The sequence below is a fragment of the uncultured Roseibium sp. genome (assembly GCF_947496995.1).
In the GTDB taxonomy this organism is placed as follows: domain Bacteria; phylum Pseudomonadota; class Alphaproteobacteria; order Rhizobiales; family Stappiaceae; genus Roseibium.
On sequence record NZ_CANMFD010000007.1, the window covers coordinates 176,240 to 196,427 of the forward strand.

Genomic DNA, 20,188 nt, shown 5'->3' on the forward strand with positions numbered 1-20,188 from the left:
GCGCCTGCTTGTGCGCATTTCTATCGCGGTCGTGCTGATAGGCGCCCTTGTGGGGCTGACGATCCTGTTTGCTTCCGGTCCGGTTCGGATCCCGTTTCTGGGCAACCTTCTTGCAATGCAGGGAACCCGGGGTCCCGTGACGCTTTCGGTCGTGCGCGCCAGCCTCGATTTTACCGCGCCGGGCGGCCTGGATATCATCATCGAGGATGCGAAGGCGGACATCGACGGACCGTCGCCGGTCAGCATTCGTCTGCCGAAACTGACCGCTCCCATTGATATGGACGCGCTGTTTTCCGGCCGGATCCATTTTTCATCGCTCGTTCTTGAAAAGCCCCATGTCAAACTGGCCCTGAGCGGCGGCCCCGCCAAGGTGCCGGAACTGGGGCCCTTGATGGAAGCTGTCGACCGGATCAGCGACGTCGTGGACGATCAGTTCGCCCGGCGCGGTCTGAAGGTTGTGCGGATCGTGGACGGCGCATTCGAACTGGCAGGGCCTGCTTCCCGGCGATTTAAAAACATCGACGCGGATATCTTCCGCGGAAGCAACCGCGTGATCCGCGCCTATGCGAAAATATCCGGAAATATATCCAACTGGCGACTGGAGCTTGCCCGGAGCGCACCGGAAACTGCCGGCTTCAAGAACATAGGTGTCGTGGTCAACGGCATTACGCTGGCCGAGCTGCTCGGCCCGGAAGCAGGGTCAAAACACGGGAAAGGCCTGCGTCTGCCGGCTTCCGCGAAAATGGAAGCCAGTCTGGACAAGCAGGGGAAGTTTGTCTCGGCAAACGCCGTTGCCCGTGTGCGCAATGGCTGGTTCCAGCTCGGCAAGACCCTTGTGGCCTTTGACGATGCGGCTTTGTCGCTGTTGTTCACGGCCGGGCAGCAGGCAATCGACATCACGACGTCGCATGTGATCCGAGGCAACACACGGCTTTTCTTTACTGGCTCTCTTACGCCCGGCATAGACGGAACACCTGAATGGGGTGTCAGTCTGGACAGCAAATATCCCCAGTTCGGCCCGGCGGATGTGGCCGAAGAGCCGAACATGCTGGACGGCATGCAGCTGCGCGGTCGCTTCGATCCGCAGGAACGGCTTTTGAGCATCGATCGGTTCACGGCCCGCTCCGGGAAAGCGGTGGTTCACGGTGTGGCAATGCTTCAACTGACCGCTGAAGGGCCCTATCTGGCGCTTGCGGCCAATGGCGAGAAGATACCCGTAGCCCTGGCGAAACAGGTCTGGCCAATCACGCTGGTTCCGCCGGCACGCCGCTGGGTGGTCGATCGGATCAAGGACGGGCTGATCGACAGCGTTTCCTATACCGGCGCTCTGCGTCCGGCCGCCTTCGATCCCCGCGATCCGGACCCGGGCTGGTCCGGAGATGGAATGCGTGTCGACATGACGTTTTCCGGTGGTGCCGTCACGCCGGTGGGCGACGTTCCCGAAATCAGCGGTCTGCAGGGCACGTTGACCATAAAGGACGAAATACTGAGCGTTGCCGCGACGGACGGATCGGCGGTGTCCGCGAAGGATGGAACGGTTGTCCTGCCGTCAGGTACTTTCGAAATATACAATCTGACCCAGCGGGATGGCAAGACCGCACGCGTTACCGCGCTGATGGAAGGCGAGGTCGAAGACCTGGGCGCGATGGTGGACAGCGCGCCGTTCCGGATACTGGAGCGGGCCGACATCAGGAACGATGGTGTCACCGGCACCGGCCAGATGACTGTCGAAGCGACATTTCCGCTGCAAAGCCAGGTGGACCTGGCCGATGTGGACTGGAGCGCAAGCGGAGTTTTCAAGAACTTTACAGACCCTCATCCGATCATGGGGCACACGGTTGCCAATGCCGATGTTTCGCTGGAAGCGGACGAGGACCAGGTCGCTATCTCCGGCAAGGGCGTTCTTGACGGGTTCAAGGCGGATATCGATCTGCTCGTCCCGCTGGGCGATTCCGGCATTGCCGCCAGACAGGATGTCGTCGTGTCGGTAACCGCCAAACAGCTCAAGGACAAGGGCATCGATCTGACCGCGTTCCTCGACGGCGGCATGACGCTCAGCGTGACCAAAGCGGGCGAGGGGCAGGATTTTGTCATCGACCTGAAGCAGACAGACGTGCGGCTGACGGCGCTCGGCTGGCGCAAGGCCAAGGGCGTGCCGGCAACGGCGTCCTTCAGGATGACCGAGACCGCCGAAGAACGCCGCATCCAGAATTTCAAACTTGTTTCGGAAGGCGTCAACATCAGCGGCGCGATGCGGCTGACCAACGACGGCGAGTTGAGTCAGGCGTCCTTCGGAACCTTCAGGCTGCGGCCCGGCGATGATATCGAGGTCGACATCCAGCGGGCGTCGGACGGGCGTTACGACATCATCTTCGCCGGCGCTTCCTTCGACGGCAGAGGGCTGATTCAGAGTATTCGAAGCCCGGGCGGCAGCAAGGGAGCCGGCGACTTTTCAAGCGGGGCCAGAATCGCCGCAACGATCGACAGGGTGACGGGCTTCAACAAGCAGACTATCGAAAGGTTCTCCGGCAAGATCGACACGGGAACAAAGGGGCTCGTCTCGGCTGACCTGCGCGGTCTGGTCAACGGCCGTTCCGATTTCGAATTCACCGTGAACGACAACGAGGGATCGCAGCTTGCCAATGGCCGGTTCGCGAATACCGGTGCGACGCTCAGGTTCCTGGATGTCTACGAGCGCATGCGCGGTGGGACGGGTGTGCTGAATGTCGTCATGGCCGATGAGGACAGCTGGGTAGGGGACTTCAACGTGACCTCCCTGCGCATCACCGAAGACCCGGCAATCCAGAGCATTCGCGAGCGGGACCTGATCAGCAGACGCAACAACGGCACCGACGGTCCGACGGGGGTGGTTCAGAACAAGGGCTCCGCAAGCTTCGACACGCTCGACATCAATTTCACGCGCGAAGCCGACATGCTGAGTATCAGCCGCGGGGCACTGCAGGGCAATGCGCTGGGGGGGACCGTCAGCGGAACCGTGAATCTGGCCCAGCAGACCCTGAACCTCACGGGCACCTTCGTGCCGATCTATGCACTCAACAATTTCTTCGCCAAGATCCCGCTGCTCGGTTTCGCGCTTGGCGGCGGTTCGGGAGAAGGGCTGATCGGCGTCACCTACCGGCTGTCGGGCTCACTTTCCGAACCGGTTCTTTCGGTCAATCCGATTTCCGCGATAGCACCCGGCATCTTCCGCAAGATGTTCGAATTCCAGTCGAACTGACCTGACAATTGGCATTGGCTGCCGGAGATCGCCGCCCGTGTGTCAGGGGCGGCCTTTCCTCCAGTCTTTTCAGACCGGCTTCAGCAACACGTGTTTCTTCTTGCCGAGCGACAGCTTGATGACGCCATCCTGGGTCACGTCGGCGAGCGAGAGCTGGCGGTTGTGGTCCTGCTCACTGCGGTCGTTGATCCGCACAGCTCCGCCCTTGATGTTCCGGCGGACGTCCCCGTTGGAGGCGCAAAGACCGGCGGTCACGAATGCGGACAGAACGCCCAGGCCCGCTTCAAGCTCCGACCCGGCGATTTCCACCGTCGGCAGACCTTCGGCGGACTGGCCTTCCTCGAAGGCCTGACGGGCGGTTTCCGCGGCAGCTTCTGCTTTTTCACGGCCATGGATCAGCGCCGTTGCTTCGGTCGCGAGCACCTTCTTGGCGTCGTTGACTTCCGCGCCCTCAAGGGCTGCAAGGCGGGCGATTTCGTCCATCGGCAGAATGGTGAAGAGCTTCAGGAAACGCTCCACATCCGCGTCTTCGGTGTTGCGCCAGTACTGCCAGTAGTCATATGCGGAAAGCTGCTCCTCGTTGAGCCAGACGGCGCCGGCGGCGGTCTTGCCCATCTTGGCGCCGGACGATGTGGTCAGGAGCGGCGAGGTGAGGGCGAAGGCTTCTTTGTCTTCCATGCGGCGGACGAGATCCGTCCCGGACAGGATATTGCCCCACTGGTCGGACCCGCCCATCTGCAGGCGGCAGCCGGTGCGCCGGTAGAGTTCGAGAAAATCGTAGCCCTGGAGCAGCATGTAGTTGAATTCCAGGAAGGACAGATGCTGCTCGCGCTCCAGGCGCAGACGGACGGAATCGCGCTGGATCATCTGGTTGACGGAAAAATGCCGGCCGATGTCGCGCAGGAAGTCCACGTAGTTGAGCTTCAGCAGCCAGTCCGCATTATCCAGCATGATGGCGTCGGTCTGCCCGTCGCCGAAGGTGAGGAGCTTTTCAAACACCTTCCTGATGCCGGCCTTGTTCTGCTCGATGATCTCTTCGGTGAGGATCTTGCGGCTTTCGTCCTTGCCGGACGGATCGCCGACGCGTGTCGTCCCGCCGCCCATCAGGGCAATCGGGCGATGGCCGGTTTTCTGCAGCCAGTGCAGCATCATGATCGGGACGAGGGAACCGGCATGAAGGCTCGGCGCCGTGCAGTCGAAACCGATGTAGGCGGTGACTGTTTCCTTCTGGCAAAGCGCGTCCAGCCCGGCCGGGTCGGAAATCTGATGAATGAAACCGCGCTCCGAAAGAACGTTCAGAAAGTCCGATTTGAACTCGCTCATGCCTGCCTGTCCGTGATTTTTTCCCGTGGATCGCCTCTTGGCGCTTCGGACGTGCTCTAGCGCGTGCGGCGGGCGTTGTAAATCGCGGTAGCCGGAAAACCTGAAGGACGCCGGGATCCTGTTGCTGCGGATCGGAAAGCCGGGATGCACATGCCGGCTGCCGGCCTGACTGGCACCTCCGTCCGGACAGGTGAGATTTCCGCTGCCCTGAAGGCTTTTTTCTCACGTTTTTTCCAAAGGGACAGAGCGTGACACCTGTCACAGAGAAAAGTCTCGGCGAGGACTAGGGTCTTTTCATCGGCCAGTTCAATGCCGCTGAAGATCAGATGAGAGGAAATGACATGTTTCGCAAGTTTGCCATCGCCGCCGTAACCGTTGCCACGGTTGCAACCGCTGCAGTCACCATGACGTCGAATGAAGCCCAGGCCGGGAACCGCCGCGGCGGCGCTATCGCCGCAGGCGCAATCATCGGCCTTGCCGCCGGAGCGATCATCGCCTCGCAGGCTCAGCCGCGCTACCATGCACCGGTGCGTTGCCACAACCAGCCGGTCCGCCGCTGGAACCCGTACTATCGCCAGTATGTCGTCGTCGGGTATCGTCAGGTCTGCTACTGAGTGCAGTCCACATCACGCGAACGAATGGCCTCCTTCGGGAGGCTTTTTCGTTTTGGGCTCGCGCATCCTCAGCTTTTTCCTGTGAGCCGTAACGGCAAGACGACGGACAAGCGAACGGCAACCCAACAAAAAACCCCGGCCTGACGACCGGGGTTTTCCTTATCCGAAAGAGCGGAAGCTCTTAGACGGAGTAGTACATGTCGAATTCGACCGGATGCGGCGTCATTTCGTAACGCTCGACTTCTTCCATCTTCAGTTCGATGTAGGCATCGATCTGGTCGTCGTCGAACACGCCACCGGCCTTGAGGAACTCGCGGTCCTCATCGACAGCTTCCAGGGCTTCACGGAGCGAACCGCAAACCGTCGGGATCTCGGAGAGTTCTTCCGGCGGCAGGTCGTAGAGGTTCTTGTCCATGGCATCGCCCGGGTGCAGCTTGTTCTTGATGCCGTCAAGGCCGGCCATCAGCAGAGCGGAGAAGCACAGGTACGGGTTCGCGGTCGGATCCGGGAAGCGGACTTCGACGCGTTTCGACTTCGGAGACGCCGTGAACGGAATACGGCAGGAAGCGGAACGGTTGCGCGAGGAGTAGGCCAGCAGAACCGGTGCTTCATAACCCGGGACCAGACGCTTGTAGGAGTTGGTCGACGGGTTGGTGAAAGCGTTCAATGCCTTCGCATGCTTCAGGATGCCGCCGATGAAGTACAGGCAGGTCTCGGAGAGATCGGCATACTGGTTGCCGGCGAAAGTCGGTTCGCCCTTGTTCCAGATGGACAGGTGGCAGTGCATGCCGGTGCCGTTGTCGCCGAAAACCGGCTTGGGCATGAAGGTCGCGGTCTTGCCATAGGCATGGGCAACCTGATGCACGACGTATTTGTAGACCTGCATGTTGTCGGCGCAGCGGGTCAGGTGGTCGAATTTCATGCCGAGTTCGTGCTGGGCAGCCGCCACTTCGTGGTGGTGCTTTTCGGTCGGAACGCCCATTTCGCCCATGACGGACAGCATTTCGGAGCGGATGTCCTGGGCGCTGTCGATCGGCGGAACCGGGAAGTAGCCGCCCTTCGTGCGCGGACGGTGGCCGAGGTTGCCGGTTTCGTACTCGGAGCCCATGTTCGAAGGCAGTTCGGCGCCATCGAGGACGAAGCCCGTGTTGTACGGATCCGCGGTGAAGCGGACATCGTCGAACATGAAGAATTCAGCTTCCGGACCGACGAAGATGGTGTCGCCGAAACCGCCGGATTTCACGTAGGCTTCTGCCTTCTTGGCAGTCATGCGCGGGTCGCGGTTGTAGCCTTCACCGGTGATCGGGTCGACGATGTCGCAGAAGATCGCCAGTGTGGACTGGGCGAAGAACGGATCGATATGCGCGGATTCCGGATCGAGGATCAGCATCATGTCGGACTCGTTGATGGCCTTCCAGCCGGCGATGGACGAGCCGTCGAAGGCAACGCCTTCAGCGAACATGTCTTCGTCAACGAGAGCAACGTCCATGGTGACGTGCTGCATTTTGCCTTTCGGATCGGTGAAGCGCAGGTCGACGAATTTCACGTCCTTGTCCTGAATCTCCTTCAGGACTTCAGCGGCAGTGGTCATAGTGTCCATCCCTTTGATTTATCATGTGAACGGTTGGGTTTGGTTCCGGCCCGGCTCGGGTTTTCAATGTTGGCCCGTTACTCAAGACCGGAATTGGGATCACCGGCGGATGCCGGGAACGGTTGGATCAGATAGCGTCGATGCCGGATTCGCCTGTCCGGATGCGTACAGCTTCTTCAATATTGGAAACAAAGATCTTACCGTCGCCAATGCGGCCGGTTTGCGCTGCGGAACGGATCGCGTCAACGGCTTTTTCGACCATGTCGTCGCCAAGAACGATTTCGACCTTCACCTTCGGCAGAAAGTCGACGACATATTCGGCGCCGCGATAAAGCTCCGTATGTCCCTTCTGTCGGCCAAAGCCCTTGGCTTCCGTAACGGTGATGCCTTGGAGGCCGACCTCCTGCAGAGCTTCTTTGACCTCGTCCAGTTTGAAGGGCTTGATGATCGCCTCGATCTTTTTCATCACCTTTTGTCTCTCTCCACATGTCAGGCCGGAATTAATCGGCGGACCTTCTTTCGGAAGGCTTGGGGTCAGGCAGACCCTGAATCGTCCCGCAACCATATGGTCTCATATGAATGCGAGCTGATCGATCTGAAGTACCGGAGCATCTGGTCCGAATCCGGCAGGACGCGGGATGCTCCGAAAGGGCCCGTAGGGGCCGTTGCTGGCTATAAAGCACGATACGTGCCAATCCGGTGCAACCTCCCACATAATTTCTCAGAGTGGAGATTTCCGCCACTAAAAGCGGCAAAACCAACCTGTTCATCCGAGCTGTTTCGTTTGAAGCACTGATCTGATGATTAAACAATATGCAAATAGCCTAAAAATTAGACAATGCTGACGAGGGTGGCCCTATGTCGCTCCAAAAACTCGACAACAACGGCGAAGCTGTGCAGGTTGCCAAGCGGGTATCTGGAGGCCTTTTGAGATGAAACCGGACATTGAATTTTCCACTCCGGTTCTGCTGACGCCTGCAGAAATGGGGCAGGCGGACCGGCTGACCATAGAAGGTGGCATGCCGGGTATCGTGCTTATGGAACAAGCCGGGCAGGCGGTGGCAAGGGTTGCCGCAAAAATGGTTCCTGCCGCCGCGCGGATCTCCATCCTGTGTGGTCCCGGCAACAATGGAGGCGATGGGTTCATCGCCGCGCGTTGTCTTGCTGCGGCAGGCCATGCGGTCCGTGTCCATCTTCTCAAGGCTTCCGAAACACTCAAGGGAGATGCCCTCGAGGCTTTCACGCGCATGAGCGCGCAAAAGGGGCTTGTGTGCTCGGTGGTTGCCGATGGCGAGCCGATTTCCGTTGCGCTCACCGAGGAGCTTGAGTGCGCGGACCTGATCATCGACGCGCTGTTCGGCGCCGGGCTCGACCGGCCGCTTGCCGGCCTGGCTCTGGCCCTTACTGAGGCCGTAAACCGGTCCGGCCGCCCGGTGCTTGCCGTCGATCTGCCGTCAGGAGTGAATGGTGCGACCGGCGAGGATCTGGGCGCGGCTATTGCTGCTGATGCAACAGTTACCTTTTTCCGCCGCAAGCCCGGACATCTTCTCAATCCCGGCCGGACCCTGTGCGGCCCGGTCACGGTCGCCGATATAGGCATAAAGGCGGATGTTCTGGACCGGATCACGCCGGCGACCTTTCACAACGGACCGGAGCTCTGGCTGAGTGACTGGCCGCGGCCCGATCCGCTCGGTCACAAATATACAAAGGGCCATGCGGTTGTGTTCGGCGGGCCGATGTCGACAACGGGCGCGGCGCGGCTATCGGCAGGCGCGGCCCTGAGGGCCGGGGCAGGGCTGGTAACCCTGGCTTCGCCGCCGGACGCGATGATGGTCAATGCCTGCCACCTGACGGCGGTGATGCTTAAAAAGGTCTCGGGACCGGAAGGGGTTGAAGAGCTTCTTGCCGACCGGCGGTTCAGCGCCGTGCTGATCGGGCCGGGCTATGGCGTCGGTGAGACGACCCGGGCCGCGGTTGCCGAGATTTTGATGCAGAAGCGGGCAAGTGTGCTGGATGCCGACGCGCTGACGAGCTTTTCAGATCATGCTGATGAGCTGTTCGCCCTGATAAGGGAGACTGCGGTGCCGGTTCTGCTGACCCCGCACGACGGCGAATTCGCCCGGCTGTTTCCGGACATTGAAGGCGACAAACTTGCCCGCGCGCGCCGGGCGGCGGAACGCTCCGGCGCCATTGTTCTTCTAAAAGGTTCGGATACGGTGGTTGCCGCGCCCGACGGTCGGGCCGCAATCAACGACAACGCGCCGCCGTTTCTGGCGACAGCGGGGTCCGGCGATGTTCTCGCAGGGATCTGCGCCGGGCTGCTTGCACAGGGTGTGCCGGGTTTCGAGGCAGCCTGCCAGGCGGTCTGGCTGCATGGCGAAGCGGGACGGGAGGCCGGTCCTGGGCTCATTGCCGAGGATCTGGCTCCCGCCATCAAAACCGCAATCCGTGCACTTGTGGACAAACCGGCCGGGAGCTGAATGCGGCTTGAGCTTTTTGCTTTGACGGAAAAACCAGCAATGCTATAGAGGCCCCGCTTCAGACAGGGGGCTCAAAACCCCCGGGCGATGCGGATGTGGTGGAATTGGTAGACACGCCAGATTTAGGTTCTGGTGCCGCAAGGCGTGGGGGTTCAAGTCCCTTCATCCGTACCATTTACTAGCTTATTTATTACTTTTACTTCAATGCGGCTATTGGTCAATTTCAGTTTGTTCAGCTTTGTTCATTCTTTCTTTTAGAATTCCCGGAAGTGTGAAGAGATACTGTAAGACCAATTCGCATAATGCCGAAATTTCATGAATGTCTTTTTCTGTTGGTCTTTCAGATTCGTGCGCTGCGTCGTTTCCAATTAATCGCACTTCATGTGCAAAACTTGCGAGACTTGAAGGTATTTGGCCTGTGTCGCGCAAACGATTTATTCTCCCTACTAATTTTCCAGAACCATCTGGATCAAAGGCCTTAAGCGCGTTTTCCAGTGCAATGCGATAACTAAAACCTGCAGCTCGCCAGCGCCTTTGGGCCTTCAATTCCTCTCCTTCTATATAATCGGAGGCGGCTGGTTCAGGCGTGTAGTCTGGAGCGCAATACTCAACTGGTTGCGGTATTATATTTAATATAATAGTTTGACTGTATTGTGATATGTCTACATTCCGATCATGTTTAAATTCTGCTATTTCAAGTCCGGAAGATAATTCAATTGTAACCGGATTGAAGCAGCGGGGACAAAAGCAAAATAGATACTTTTTACGCCTATTCGTTTCTGTCGCGTAATGCACAGTGAGAGAGATGCTTTGTGCGCTGCAGTGTGGGCAATTTGTTGTGAAGATCGCCATTCATTTCCCCAAATTAGGGCTTAAAATTTTTGCATTAGTTCATTCCAAAGAAATATTATGCATTAGTCGGTCCGAATTGTCTGCGCTATTGTAATCGCGAGCTCACTTTCGCTCCCAAACCCCCGCTCTCCCCTTGACACTTTCCACCCCAACCTTTATCGCGCTTGCATCGTGCGTCTCGGGCTTTGTCTGCGGCGATGCATTGCCATTCGAACGCTTCCGGGAAAAGGGGAGTGCAGGCAATGCGGCACACGGAATTTTAAAAACAAAACCTCCGGAGCGGACTGCCGCTCAGGATCGAGGACGACAAAACCCATGCAGGTAACCGAAACCCTCGCCGAGGGCCTGAAGCGAGAGCTCAAGATCGACATTCCGGCCGGCGATCTCGCCGCCAAGCTCGATGAATACATGGACGACATGAAGTCCAAAGCCAACATCAAGGGCTTCCGCCCGGGCAAGGTGCCGCTCGCGCACCTGAAAAGGATGTATGGCCGTCAGGCGATGGCGGAAATCCTGTCGAACACCATCCAGGAAACCACCCAGAAGGCCGTCGAGGAGCGCTCCGAGCGCCCGGCTCTGACCCCGGAAATCGATCTGCCTGACGAAGACGCGGAAAAGATCCTGGCGGGCGATGCCGATCTGTCCTTCAAGATGACCTACGATGTTCTGCCGTCCTTCGAGATCGTCGATTTCTCCGGTATCGAAATCGAGCGCCCGGTCGTCGAAATCGCCGACGAGGAAGTCGACACCCAGGTCGCCGATATCGCCAAGAACAACACGCCGTTCGAAGCCAAGGACGGAGCCGCCGAAAACGGCGACCGTGTCACCATGTCCTATCTCGGCAAGATCGACGGTGAGCCCTTCGAGGGCGGTGCCGACGAAAACGGCATGCTGGTTCTGGGCTCCGGTCAGTTCATTCCGGGCTTTGAAGAGCAGCTGATCGGTCTGAAGGCCGGTGACGAGAAGGTCGTGGAAGTTTCTTTCCCCGATGAGTATCCGGCAGAACACCTCGCCGGCAAGGCGGCGACCTTCGACGTTGTTGTCAAGGAAGTTGCTGTCCCGGGTGAAGTCACGCTCGATGACGAGTTCGCTAAAGGTCTCGGCCTTGAATCGCTCGACAAGCTGAAGGAAATCGTCCGCGGCCAGATCGAAGGCCAGTTCGGCCAGATGACCCGCCAGCGCGTCAAGCGCCAGCTTCTAGACAAGCTGGACGAGCATTACTCCTTCGATCTTCCGGAAAAGCTTCTGAATTCCGAATTCGACGTGGTCTGGAACCAGGTCGAAGAGGACATGAAGCGTAACGAGAAGACCTTCGAGGACGAAGACACGACGGAAGAAGAGGCACGGGCGGAATATCGCAAGATCGCCGAACGCCGTGTGCGTCTCGGCCTGGTCCTTTCCGAAATCGGTGAGACGAACAACATTCAGGTCACCGACGAGGAACTGCAGCGCGCGCTTTACGACCGGGTCCGTCAGTTCCCGGGCCAGGAGCAGCAGGTGTTCGAGTTCTACAAGAACAACCAGCAGGCGCTGGCAAGCCTGCGCGCCCCGATCTACGAGGAAAAAGTCGTCGACTTCATGCTTGAACTCGCCAAGGTGACCGACAAGACGGTGACCAAGGAAGAGCTGGAGAAACTGGTCGCGGAGGAAGAGGAAGAAGCCTGAGCTTGTTCCCACTAATCCCCAGATGCGGCGGCGGTCTTAACTTTGCTTTCACGCCGTATCTGTCATGACTTTGCGTTGAGGGCGACATCCCATATATACGGGGTGTCGCTTTTTTCGACTCAGGCCCCTGATCGATGCGCTCGGGGGGCTGAATCAGGCCCGGCTGACTGCCGGGTCCCATCTCAAGCTTATGGATGAGGTATGAAGGATCCTGCCGATATCTACATGAACACGCTCGTGCCGATGGTTGTCGAACAGACAAACCGTGGAGAGCGGGCCTTCGATATCTATTCGCGATTGCTCAAGGAGCGCATCATCTTCCTGACCGGCCCGGTCGAAGATCACGTGGCTACCCTGATCTGTGCCCAGCTTCTTTATCTGGAAGCGGAAAACCCGAGCAAGGAAATCGCGATCTATATCAACTCCCCCGGTGGTCTCGTTACCTCCGGACTGGCGATCTACGACACGATGCAGTTCATCCGCCCTGCGGTTTCGACGCTGTGTATCGGTCAGGCTGCCTCCATGGGGTCGCTTCTGCTGGCCGCCGGCCACAAGGACATGCGATTCATTCTGCCGAATGCGCGGGTGATGGTTCACCAGCCTTCCGGCGGTTTCCGCGGTCAGGCCGCCGATATCATGCTTCATGCACAGGAAATTCTTGCGATGAAGCGCCGGTTGAATGACATCTACGTGAAACACACCGGACAGACCCTCGATCAGGTCGAAGAAGCGCTGGAGCGCGACAACTTCATGACCGCCGAAAGGGCCAAGGAATTCGGGATCGTGGACAAGGTGATAACCGATCGCACGACGCTCGGTGAAGAGCCTGAAAAGTGATCAGGCTTACCCGGTCTTAAGCATGGTCACAATTTCCATGGTTTAAGACCGGAAAATGCCCGATTGATGCCGGGTTTTCATCTTCGCCTTAAACCTATATTGATTTTTAATGGTGAAGCATGGTGACATCAGATTGTGAAGGGGTGCTAATGCATCTCTTCAAAACCGGTTCAGTCATAATTCGGCCGCATCCGGAAAGATAAGGGGAGACACTCCCCGAAAACGCGAGGTTAATTGTATGACCAAGGCCAGCGGCAGCGATTCAAAGAATACGCTCTACTGCTCCTTCTGCGGCAAGAGCCAGCATGAGGTGCGTAAGCTGATCGCCGGCCCGACTGTTTTCATTTGCGATGAATGTGTCGAGCTGTGCATGGATATCATTCGCGAGGAAAACAAATCCTCGCTGGTGAAGTCTCGGGACGGGATCCCGACCCCTCAGGAAATTCGCGACGTCCTGGATGACTATGTCATCGGGCAGGGCAGTGCGAAGAAGGTTCTCTCGGTTGCCGTCCACAACCACTACAAGCGCCTGAACCACGCCTCCAAGAACAATGATGTGGAACTGGCCAAGTCCAATATCCTGCTTGTCGGTCCGACCGGCTGCGGGAAGACGCTTCTGGCGCAGACCCTTGCCAGGATCCTGGATGTGCCGTTCACGATGGCCGATGCCACCACGTTGACCGAAGCCGGTTATGTGGGCGAGGACGTTGAAAACATCATCCTGAAGCTTCTGCAGTCTGCCGACTACAACGTCGAGCGGGCTCAGCGCGGCATCGTCTATATCGATGAAGTCGACAAGATCAGCCGCAAGGCGGACAATCCGTCGATCACCCGGGACGTTTCCGGCGAAGGCGTGCAGCAGGCGCTGTTGAAGATCATGGAAGGTACGGTCGCTTCCGTCCCGCCCCAGGGCGGCCGCAAGCATCCGCAGCAGGAATTCCTGCAGGTGGACACGACCAACATCCTGTTCATCTGCGGCGGTGCCTTTGCAGGTCTCGACAAGATCATTTCCGACCGTGGCACCCAGACCTCCATCGGCTTCCAGGCCAAGGTCCATGCCCCGGAAGACCGCCGGATCGGCGAGCTGTTCTCCGAGCTGGAACCGGAAGATCTGCTGAAATTCGGTCTCATTCCGGAATTCGTCGGTCGTCTGCCGGTGATTGCGACGCTGGAAGACCTCGACGAGGAAGCCCTGGTTACCATCCTGACGGAGCCGAAAAACGCTCTGGTCAAGCAGTATCAGCGGCTCTTTGAAATGGAACAGGTCGAATTGTCGTTCCACGACGAAGCGCTCAAGGCGATCGCCCGCAAGGCGATCCACCGCAAGACGGGCGCCCGCGGCCTTCGGTCCATCCTTGAGTCCATCCTGCTCGACACCATGTACGAGTTGCCGGGCCTCAAGGGTGTCAAGGAAGTCGTGATCTCGCCGGAAGTGGTCAAGGGCGAAGCGCGTCCCCTGTATATCTACGAGGATCGCGAGGAAACCTCCGCGACAAGCGCCTGATGGGTTCCGACACAGGAAAAACGTGAATAAATGCCGCTCGACAAGGGCGGCATTTTGCTTTTTCGCCCGATTGTGCCGTGTCGGCCGCTTATCCACCGGGGCAGCGAGTCGTCAACAGACAAGACTTCACCATCGGTCGGAGCGACCTTGACACCGGCAGGTCAGGTGTCCACCTAATAGCCCTAAAGGACGGCTCGTGCGGATCGCCGGTATGCCCAGTCGGGGTGCCGCGGTCCGGCCAATCGGAAGCAATAGCCGAAAGCCGTATTCCAGTGTTCAGGCTGCCTTTTACCGAGTGGGGCCGGAACACGCCGAGAAAGGAAAAAAAATGAGCGACGCAGAAACCCGCGCCATCGATCCGGACGGCACCGCCGTCTATCCCGTTCTGCCCCTGCGCGACATCGTCGTCTTTCCGCACATGATCGTGCCTCTTTTTGTCGGCCGCGAGAAATCGATCAAGGCCCTGGAAGAGGTGATGACCACGGACAAGCACATTCTTCTGGCAACCCAGATGAATGCGGCCGACGACGATCCCAATCCGGACCAGATCTACAACGTCGGCACACTTGCGACCGTGCTGCAGCTGCTCAAGCTCCCGGACAACACTGTCAAGGTCCTGGTCGAAGGCGGCGCACGCGCCCAGATCGGAGACTACAGCGAGCGTACGGATTATTTCGAAGCCACCGCCACGGTTCTGCCGGAGCGCGATGGCGAGGAAATCGAAGTGGAAGCGCTTGCCCGCTCCGTGATTTCCGAGTTCGAAAACTATGTGAAACTGAACAAGAAGGTTTCCCCGGAGGTCCTCGGCGCGGTCAACCAGATCGACGACTACTCCAAGCTGGCGGATACAATCGCTTCGCATCTGGCGATCAAGATCCCGGAAAAGCAGGAAATCCTTGGCGTCGTATCCGTCGCCGAGCGGCTTGAGCGTGTCCTGGGCATGATGGAGAGCGAAATCTCCGTTCTGCAGGTGGAAAAACGCATCCGCTCCCGCGTCAAGCGGCAGATGGAGAAGACCCAGCGCGAATACTATTTGAATGAGCAGATGAAGGCCATTCAGAAGGAACTTGGCGACAGCGAGGACGGCCGCGACGAAATTGCGGAACTTGAGGAAAAGATCAAGAAAACCAAGCTGACCAAGGAAGCGCGCGAGCGGGCTGCAGCTGAAATGAAGAAGCTGAAGCAGATGAGCCCGATGTCCGCCGAGGCGACCGTCGTGCGCAACTATCTCGATTGGCTGATCGGCATTCCGTGGAACAAGAAATCCAAGATCAAGCATGATCTGGCGTTTTCCGAAAAGGTTCTCGACACGGACCATTACGGCCTCGAGAAGGTCAAGGAACGGATCATCGAGTATCTTGCGGTGCAAAGCCGGGCTAACAAGCTGCGCGGTCCGATCCTCTGCCTGGTTGGTCCTCCCGGTGTCGGCAAGACCTCGCTCGGCAAGTCGATCGCCAAGGCGACCGGCCGTGAATTCGTTCGCATGTCGCTTGGCGGCGTGCGCGATGAAGCGGAGATCCGCGGCCACCGCCGGACCTATATCGGCTCGATGCCCGGCAAGGTCGTCCAGTCGATGAAGAAGGCGAAGAAATCCAACCCGCTCTTCCTGCTCGACGAGATCGACAAGATGGGCATGGATTTCCGCGGCGATCCGTCTTCGGCGCTTCTCGAAGTGCTGGATCCGGAACAGAACTCGTCCTTCATGGATCACTATCTGGAAGTCGAATACGATCTTTCCGACGTGATGTTCGTGACGACGGCGAATACGCTGAACATCCCCGGTCCGTTGATGGACCGTATGGAAGTGATCCGGATTGCCGGTTACACGGAAGAGGAAAAGGTGGAAATCTGCCGCCGTCACCTCATCCCGAAGGCGGAGAAGGATCACGGCCTGCGCGAAGGCGAGTTCTCCATCGAGGACGATGCCCTGCATCTGATCGTTCGGCGCTACACCCGTGAAGCCGGCGTGCGTAATCTTGAGCGCGAAATGGCGACCCTTGCCCGTAAGTCGGTCAAGGACATCCTGATGAGCGACAAGGAAAGCATCACGGTTACGGAAGAAGTGGTCGAGAAATATCTCGGTGTGCCGCGCTACCGGTATGGTGAAGTCGAGCTGGAAGACCAGGTCGGTGTCGTTACCGGTCTTGCCTGGACGGAAGTGGGCGGCGAGTTGCTGACCATCGAAGGCGTGATGATGCCGGGCAAGGGCAAGATGACCGTAACCGGCAATCTGAAGGACGTGATGAAAGAGTCGATTTCGGCAGCGGCCTCATATGTCCGTTCGCGCGCGATCGCCTATGGCATCGAACCGCCGACCTTCGACAAGAAGGACATCCACGTGCACGTGCCGGAAGGCGCGACGCCGAAGGACGGTCCGTCCGCAGGTATCGCCATGGCAACCGCGGTCATCTCCACGATGACCGGTATTCCGGTTCGCCGGGATGTGGCCATGACCGGTGAAATCACGCTTCGCGGCAGGATCCTTCCGATCGGTGGTCTGAAGGAGAAACTGCTGGCCGCATTGCGGGGTGGAATCAAGCTGGTGATGATCCCGGAAGACAACGCCAAGGATCTGGCCGATATCCCCGACTCGGTAAAGAACTCGCTGGAGATCATTCCGGTATCCAGCATGGAAGAGGTGCTGAAAAACGCTCTCGTCCGGGTTCCCGAACCGATCGAGTGGGATGAAACCGCCGCGGAAGCCGCCACAAAGGCGGGTGAGTCGGAAGAGGAAAAAGCGGGTCTTTTCGCTCACTAAAAGCGTCTCGACAGCGCAAAAAAAGTCAAGCCCCGGTAAATCCGGGGCTTTTCTTTTGAATAATTGGTCAAAATGGCGGTTTTCTGCGAAAAAACCACTTGCGTTTCGAGTCGTTTCGCCCGAATTTCGCGCAACGGCGCTGACAGGAATCGTCGGCAATCTGCCGTTTCTTAGAAAGGTATCTGCTATGAATAAGAACGATCTGATCGCAGCTGTTGCAGAAAAGACCGGCCTCACCAAGGCGCAGGCAGGCGAAGCAGTTGACGCAACTTTCGACGTGGTCACTCAGACGCTGAAAGGCGGAGACGAAGTCCGCATCATCGGCTTCGGCAACTTCACGGTTTCCGCACGTGCTGCAACCGAAGGCCGTAACCCGCGGACTGGCGAAACGATCCAGATCCCGGCTTCTAAGACGCCGAAGTTCAAGGCCGGCAAAGGCCTGAAGGACGCTGTGAACGCCTAAGGCGCTCACACTCGAGTTCTTCGAGAAACCCCGTATCCGATGCCGGATGCGGGGTTTCTCATTTTCAGCATTCAATTCCCGATTGTGGGCTGCCGCGTTTGCGTATTCGCCGCTATAGTGAGCGTTGCGTGGGATCCAGCCGACGGAACGGGAGCCGGACATGTCGCTGCAAGCCATCATAAGCCGCCGACAGCGGGCGCTCTTCAATGCTTGGGTGCAGGATCCGCTTGTCCAGGTTCAGGTCGAGCATCCCGAACGACTCGGTCGTCTGGTCTTTCTCGACGGTTTCGATGACACGATTGAAACGGAACGGGCAGGGCGCCGCAGCCTGAAGAATGTCGCCATCGTCCGGAAACCGGGCGACCCGGACCACAATGCCAGCGTCTGGGTGCGGGCGGGCTATTCCTCCTACCAGAAGGCCTGGCTCGGATTTGTCCACCAGGTCTATGGCCTCAAGGCAACGTCCAGCGATCTTGCCGGCTACAATATCGACCACCTTCTCAACAAGGCGCGCAGTCCGAACAAGGCCGGGTTCATCCGGGTCGAGGCCATCAACGATGCCGTCAACCAGGCCTGGGGCGGCTTGTTCGAGCGGGCGGCGAGCAATCCCGAGTTCAGCGCCAACCAGAAGAGATTCCGACGGACAATGTCGTGGATCATTGCCGCCAAGCTCATGGATCAGCCACCTCCCAGGGGTCCGGACGACCATCAGGGAATCGCCCGGCTGGTCCAGTTCTTCAACCAGAACGGTCTGGCAGCGGACGATCCGCAGCGCGGCCTGACGGACATGCTGCAGTTCGCCTACCGGTTCCGATAACCGGTCAGGAGGCGAGCGCCTGCACCTCGTCCGCAGCTTTCCGTCCGGACAGCAGCGCGCCGTGAACGGTCGCGGGGAAGTCTGAACTTGTGGCTTCGCCCGCGAAAAACACCCTGTCATTCACGCTCGCTGCAAGGGCCAACCGGTCGGCGGCGGTACTGCCTGGTGCAAGAAACGAATAGGATCCCAGCGCCTGTGCATCACTTGCCCAGGCGGAGGAAATGCCGGCCTTCGGGGCAGGCAGGTCGGCACCGAACATGGTGCGGAGCGCTTCATGGGCCGTGGCCATGCGCCCGGCGTTGTCCATGGCCTCCAGGTCGCGGGCAAAGGAGCCCGCATTGAGCGCGCCGAGCACCGGAACGCCGGTCGTCCGGCTGAGATTGATCCAGTAGGCGAACTGGCGAGGCTTGTCCGATACCCTGATGAAGTTCAGCGCATCAGGTTCCCAGAATGGTTCGGCGAAGGTCAGATAGACTTTGTTGAGCACGCCCATGCCCAGGTTGCCGATCGCTTTGCGCTTTGCGTCGGGCAGTGGGGGACCGAAGTCGATCCGTCCGGATTTCAGCACGCCGAGAGGTACCGTGACGATGGCGTAATCCGCGCTGAAGGTCTGCCCGTTCACCAGGACCGACACACCGTTGGAAGAGTGATAGATGCCGTCGACGGATGAAGAGAGCCGGACCTCCAGATCGTTTGCCAGGCCATGGGCCAGACGGTCGTAGCCGCGGGGCAGGATCGCATCCGGACCGCCAAGGACACGGCCTTCCTCGAGAGCTGCGAGGGCGAGTTCTCCGCTGTCGGCGGCATAGTCCAGTTCTACGTGATTGGCGATCAAGGCGCCGATTTCCGCGTCGGACAGATGGGCGATCCGGCGATTTCGCCGGATGTGGCTCACGGCATCGCGAATCGTAAGCGTGGCGGCGTGCGATCCGGCTTGACTTGCGAAATCTTCCAATCCGGTCAGGAATTCGTCGGCTCTTTCCTGCAATCTCCCCCGGTGGCCCGTCAGGTCGATAACGGCCCTGTCCTCATAGTTCCAGTCCTGGAGAGGTTGGCCGAGACTTTCGGACAGTTGCGCGACCGGGTTGCCGCGCGTGCCGTGGATCCAGCTCGCGCCCAGATCCAGTGGAATGCCAAGCGATCGGTCGCTCCACAGCCGGCCGCCGATGCGGTTACGGGCTTCCAGAACCGTGACCTTGAAACCACGATCCGCCAGTTGTCTTGCTGCGGCAAGACCGGAGATGCCGGCGCCGATGACGACAACCCTGGCACCGTCCGCCGATCTGGCCGGACGCGTCATGGAGGCAAGCGGCAAGCTGGCGAGGCCGAGAAAAAGGCGCGTCAGCACGGACCGGCGGGAAGGCGTCATTCGTCCGGGTATCCTTTACTTGGGAAAGACCGTTCCGGGAGCCGGTGCGCACTCATCCACAGCATGTGGGGATCTGCGAAATCTGTTCTATTTTATTCTTGCCAAGTGCCGGGGGACAACCTAAAAGGCGTCTCACCTCATAGAGGGCGATTAGCTCAGTTGGTAGAGCGCTTCGTTTACACCGAAGATGTCGGGAGTTCGAGTCTCTCATCGCCCACCATTCCCCCCGTCTTTTTTTGATTTGTCCTGGCATGGCGCGATCAGCGTCAGGGTCTTCATGTGCAATGGCGTAGCCTGATCGTGATCCCGGGCCAACCATGTCCCGAAGAGAGGCTGTCAGACCGGTCCCTTGGCGCTTCGTTCTGTACAAGGCATTGAGGAAAATGACAAAGCGCGGATCAGCCGGTCCCGGCAATTCCCTCCTTCTTCTGCTTTCGGAAAACATTATCCACAAGGACTGAAGAGGATTCATTCCTGCGAAGTGTCGTAACCGGCGGGGTTTTAAAAAAACGACACATAAGAATGAGCTCGGTGCTTGACTTCGCAATCCAGCCGCCGTACATCAGCGCCACTTCGGAAGGACACTTGTTCATTCCGCAAGCGGGTGTAGCTCAGTTGGTTAGAGTGCCGGCCTGTCACGCCGGAGGTCGCGGGTTCGAGTCCCGTCACTCGCGCCA

General features: G+C 58.8%; 14 protein-coding genes and 3 tRNA genes. 12 read left to right on the top strand and 5 right to left on the bottom strand.

All coding sequences use genetic code 11. The features are described from left to right. The first annotated feature begins 10 nt into the window (after nucleotides 1-10). The gene (locus Q1B40_RS22995) at nucleotides 11-3,238 is read left to right on the top strand and encodes an AsmA-like C-terminal domain-containing protein (RefSeq protein ID WP_299820234.1); all 3,228 of its coding nucleotides are present in this window, start codon (nucleotides 11-13) and stop codon (nucleotides 3,236-3,238) included. A 69-nt stretch (nucleotides 3,239-3,307) separates the two neighbouring features. Here the strand turns inward: Q1B40_RS22995 and tyrS are convergent, their stop codons facing one another. Further along, on the bottom strand, nucleotides 3,308-4,561 hold the full coding sequence (gene tyrS / locus Q1B40_RS23000) for a tyrosine--tRNA ligase (RefSeq protein ID WP_299820237.1): 1,254 nt from the start codon (nucleotides 4,559-4,561) through the stop codon (nucleotides 3,308-3,310). A gap of 341 nt (nucleotides 4,562-4,902) precedes the next feature. Between tyrS and Q1B40_RS23005 the strand changes: the two genes are divergently transcribed. Further along, a complete protein-coding gene (locus Q1B40_RS23005) occupies nucleotides 4,903-5,175 on the top strand; it encodes a tyrosyl-tRNA synthetase (protein ID WP_299820240.1) in 273 nt (90 codons plus the stop codon). Between the two features lie 181 nt (nucleotides 5,176-5,356). Here the strand turns inward: Q1B40_RS23005 and glnA are convergent, their stop codons facing one another. Both glnA and Q1B40_RS23015 read right to left on the bottom strand, forming a co-directional pair. Beyond that, nucleotides 5,357-6,766, bottom strand: a complete 1,410-nt coding sequence (glnA, locus tag Q1B40_RS23010; RefSeq protein ID WP_299820243.1) for a type I glutamate--ammonia ligase — start codon at nucleotides 6,764-6,766, stop codon at nucleotides 5,357-5,359. Between the two features lie 127 nt (nucleotides 6,767-6,893). Then, complete coding sequence (locus Q1B40_RS23015; protein ID WP_006934743.1) at nucleotides 6,894-7,232, bottom strand: P-II family nitrogen regulator; 339 nt, start codon at nucleotides 7,230-7,232, stop codon at nucleotides 6,894-6,896. Between the two features lie 466 nt (nucleotides 7,233-7,698). Between Q1B40_RS23015 and Q1B40_RS23020 the strand changes: the two genes are divergently transcribed. Together Q1B40_RS23020 and Q1B40_RS23025 are read left to right on the top strand one after the other, a co-directional pair. Next, entirely contained in the window at nucleotides 7,699-9,246 is a 1,548-nt protein-coding gene (locus Q1B40_RS23020) for an NAD(P)H-hydrate dehydratase (protein ID WP_299820247.1), read from the top strand. Nucleotides 9,247-9,335: 89 nt separating this feature from the next. Further along, nucleotides 9,336-9,420: transfer RNA gene (locus tag Q1B40_RS23025), tRNA-Leu, on the top strand. Nucleotides 9,421-9,456: 36 nt separating this feature from the next. Here the strand turns inward: Q1B40_RS23025 and Q1B40_RS23030 are convergent. Next, complete coding sequence (locus Q1B40_RS23030) at nucleotides 9,457-10,098, bottom strand: DUF4145 domain-containing protein (protein ID WP_299820250.1); 642 nt, start codon at nucleotides 10,096-10,098, stop codon at nucleotides 9,457-9,459. A 315-nt stretch (nucleotides 10,099-10,413) separates the two neighbouring features. On the opposite strand from Q1B40_RS23030, the gene tig reads away from it, so the two are divergent. From tig to Q1B40_RS23060, 6 genes are all read left to right on the top strand, one after another. Further along, nucleotides 10,414-11,763: a trigger factor gene (gene tig / locus Q1B40_RS23035; protein WP_299820253.1), complete on the top strand. Its 1,350-nt coding sequence runs from the start codon at nucleotides 10,414-10,416 to the stop codon at nucleotides 11,761-11,763. 201 nt (nucleotides 11,764-11,964) lie between these two features. Continuing rightward, the gene (locus Q1B40_RS23040; RefSeq protein ID WP_299820256.1) at nucleotides 11,965-12,600 is read left to right on the top strand and encodes an ATP-dependent Clp protease proteolytic subunit; all 636 of its coding nucleotides are present in this window, start codon (nucleotides 11,965-11,967) and stop codon (nucleotides 12,598-12,600) included. A 238-nt stretch (nucleotides 12,601-12,838) separates the two neighbouring features. Then, entirely contained in the window at nucleotides 12,839-14,104 is a 1,266-nt protein-coding gene (clpX, locus tag Q1B40_RS23045) for an ATP-dependent Clp protease ATP-binding subunit ClpX (protein WP_299820259.1), read from the top strand. 328 nt (nucleotides 14,105-14,432) lie between these two features. Continuing rightward, nucleotides 14,433-16,862, top strand: coding sequence for an endopeptidase La (gene lon, locus Q1B40_RS23050; protein ID WP_299820262.1), 2,430 nt, complete (start codon nucleotides 14,433-14,435; stop codon nucleotides 16,860-16,862). Nucleotides 16,863-17,049: 187 nt separating this feature from the next. Beyond that, on the top strand, nucleotides 17,050-17,325 hold the full coding sequence (locus Q1B40_RS23055; RefSeq protein ID WP_068418563.1) for an HU family DNA-binding protein: 276 nt from the start codon (nucleotides 17,050-17,052) through the stop codon (nucleotides 17,323-17,325). Nucleotides 17,326-17,485: 160 nt separating this feature from the next. Then, on the top strand, nucleotides 17,486-18,142 hold the full coding sequence (locus Q1B40_RS23060) for a hypothetical protein (protein ID WP_299820265.1): 657 nt from the start codon (nucleotides 17,486-17,488) through the stop codon (nucleotides 18,140-18,142). A gap of 4 nt (nucleotides 18,143-18,146) precedes the next feature. Here Q1B40_RS23060 and Q1B40_RS23065 read toward each other — a convergent pair whose 3' ends face one another. Further along, a complete protein-coding gene (locus Q1B40_RS23065) occupies nucleotides 18,147-19,511 on the bottom strand; it encodes an FAD-dependent oxidoreductase (RefSeq protein ID WP_299820268.1) in 1,365 nt (454 codons plus the stop codon). Nucleotides 19,512-19,655: 144 nt separating this feature from the next. Between Q1B40_RS23065 and Q1B40_RS23070 the strand changes: the two genes are divergently transcribed. Then, nucleotides 19,656-19,731 (top strand) — tRNA-Val (locus Q1B40_RS23070). Nucleotides 19,732-20,111: 380 nt separating this feature from the next. Beyond that, nucleotides 20,112-20,188: transfer RNA gene (locus tag Q1B40_RS23075), tRNA-Asp, on the top strand.

Bases quoted from the DNA above. Each gene is read 5' to 3' on its own strand.
- Q1B40_RS23040 (WP_299820256.1), top strand. From the start codon at position 11,965: ATGAAGGATCCTGCCGATATCTACATGAACACGCTCGTGCCGATGGTT.
- Q1B40_RS23015 (WP_006934743.1), bottom strand. From the start codon at position 7,232: ATGAAAAAGATCGAGGCGATCATCAAGCCCTTCAAACTGGACGAGGTC.
- Q1B40_RS23060 (WP_299820265.1), top strand. From the start codon at position 17,486: ATGTCGCTGCAAGCCATCATAAGCCGCCGACAGCGGGCGCTCTTCAAT.
- lon (WP_299820262.1), top strand. From the start codon at position 14,433: ATGAGCGACGCAGAAACCCGCGCCATCGATCCGGACGGCACCGCCGTC.
- Q1B40_RS23020 (WP_299820247.1), top strand. From the start codon at position 7,699: ATGAAACCGGACATTGAATTTTCCACTCCGGTTCTGCTGACGCCTGCA.
- tig (WP_299820253.1), top strand. From the start codon at position 10,414: ATGCAGGTAACCGAAACCCTCGCCGAGGGCCTGAAGCGAGAGCTCAAG.
- tyrS (WP_299820237.1), bottom strand. From the start codon at position 4,561: ATGAGCGAGTTCAAATCGGACTTTCTGAACGTTCTTTCGGAGCGCGGT.
- clpX (WP_299820259.1), top strand. From the start codon at position 12,839: ATGACCAAGGCCAGCGGCAGCGATTCAAAGAATACGCTCTACTGCTCC.
- Q1B40_RS23005 (WP_299820240.1), top strand. From the start codon at position 4,903: ATGTTTCGCAAGTTTGCCATCGCCGCCGTAACCGTTGCCACGGTTGCA.
- Q1B40_RS23055 (WP_068418563.1), top strand. From the start codon at position 17,050: ATGAATAAGAACGATCTGATCGCAGCTGTTGCAGAAAAGACCGGCCTC.
- Q1B40_RS23030 (WP_299820250.1), bottom strand. From the start codon at position 10,098: ATGGCGATCTTCACAACAAATTGCCCACACTGCAGCGCACAAAGCATC.
- glnA (WP_299820243.1), bottom strand. From the start codon at position 6,766: ATGACCACTGCCGCTGAAGTCCTGAAGGAGATTCAGGACAAGGACGTG.
- Q1B40_RS23065 (WP_299820268.1), bottom strand. From the start codon at position 19,511: ATGACGCCTTCCCGCCGGTCCGTGCTGACGCGCCTTTTTCTCGGCCTC.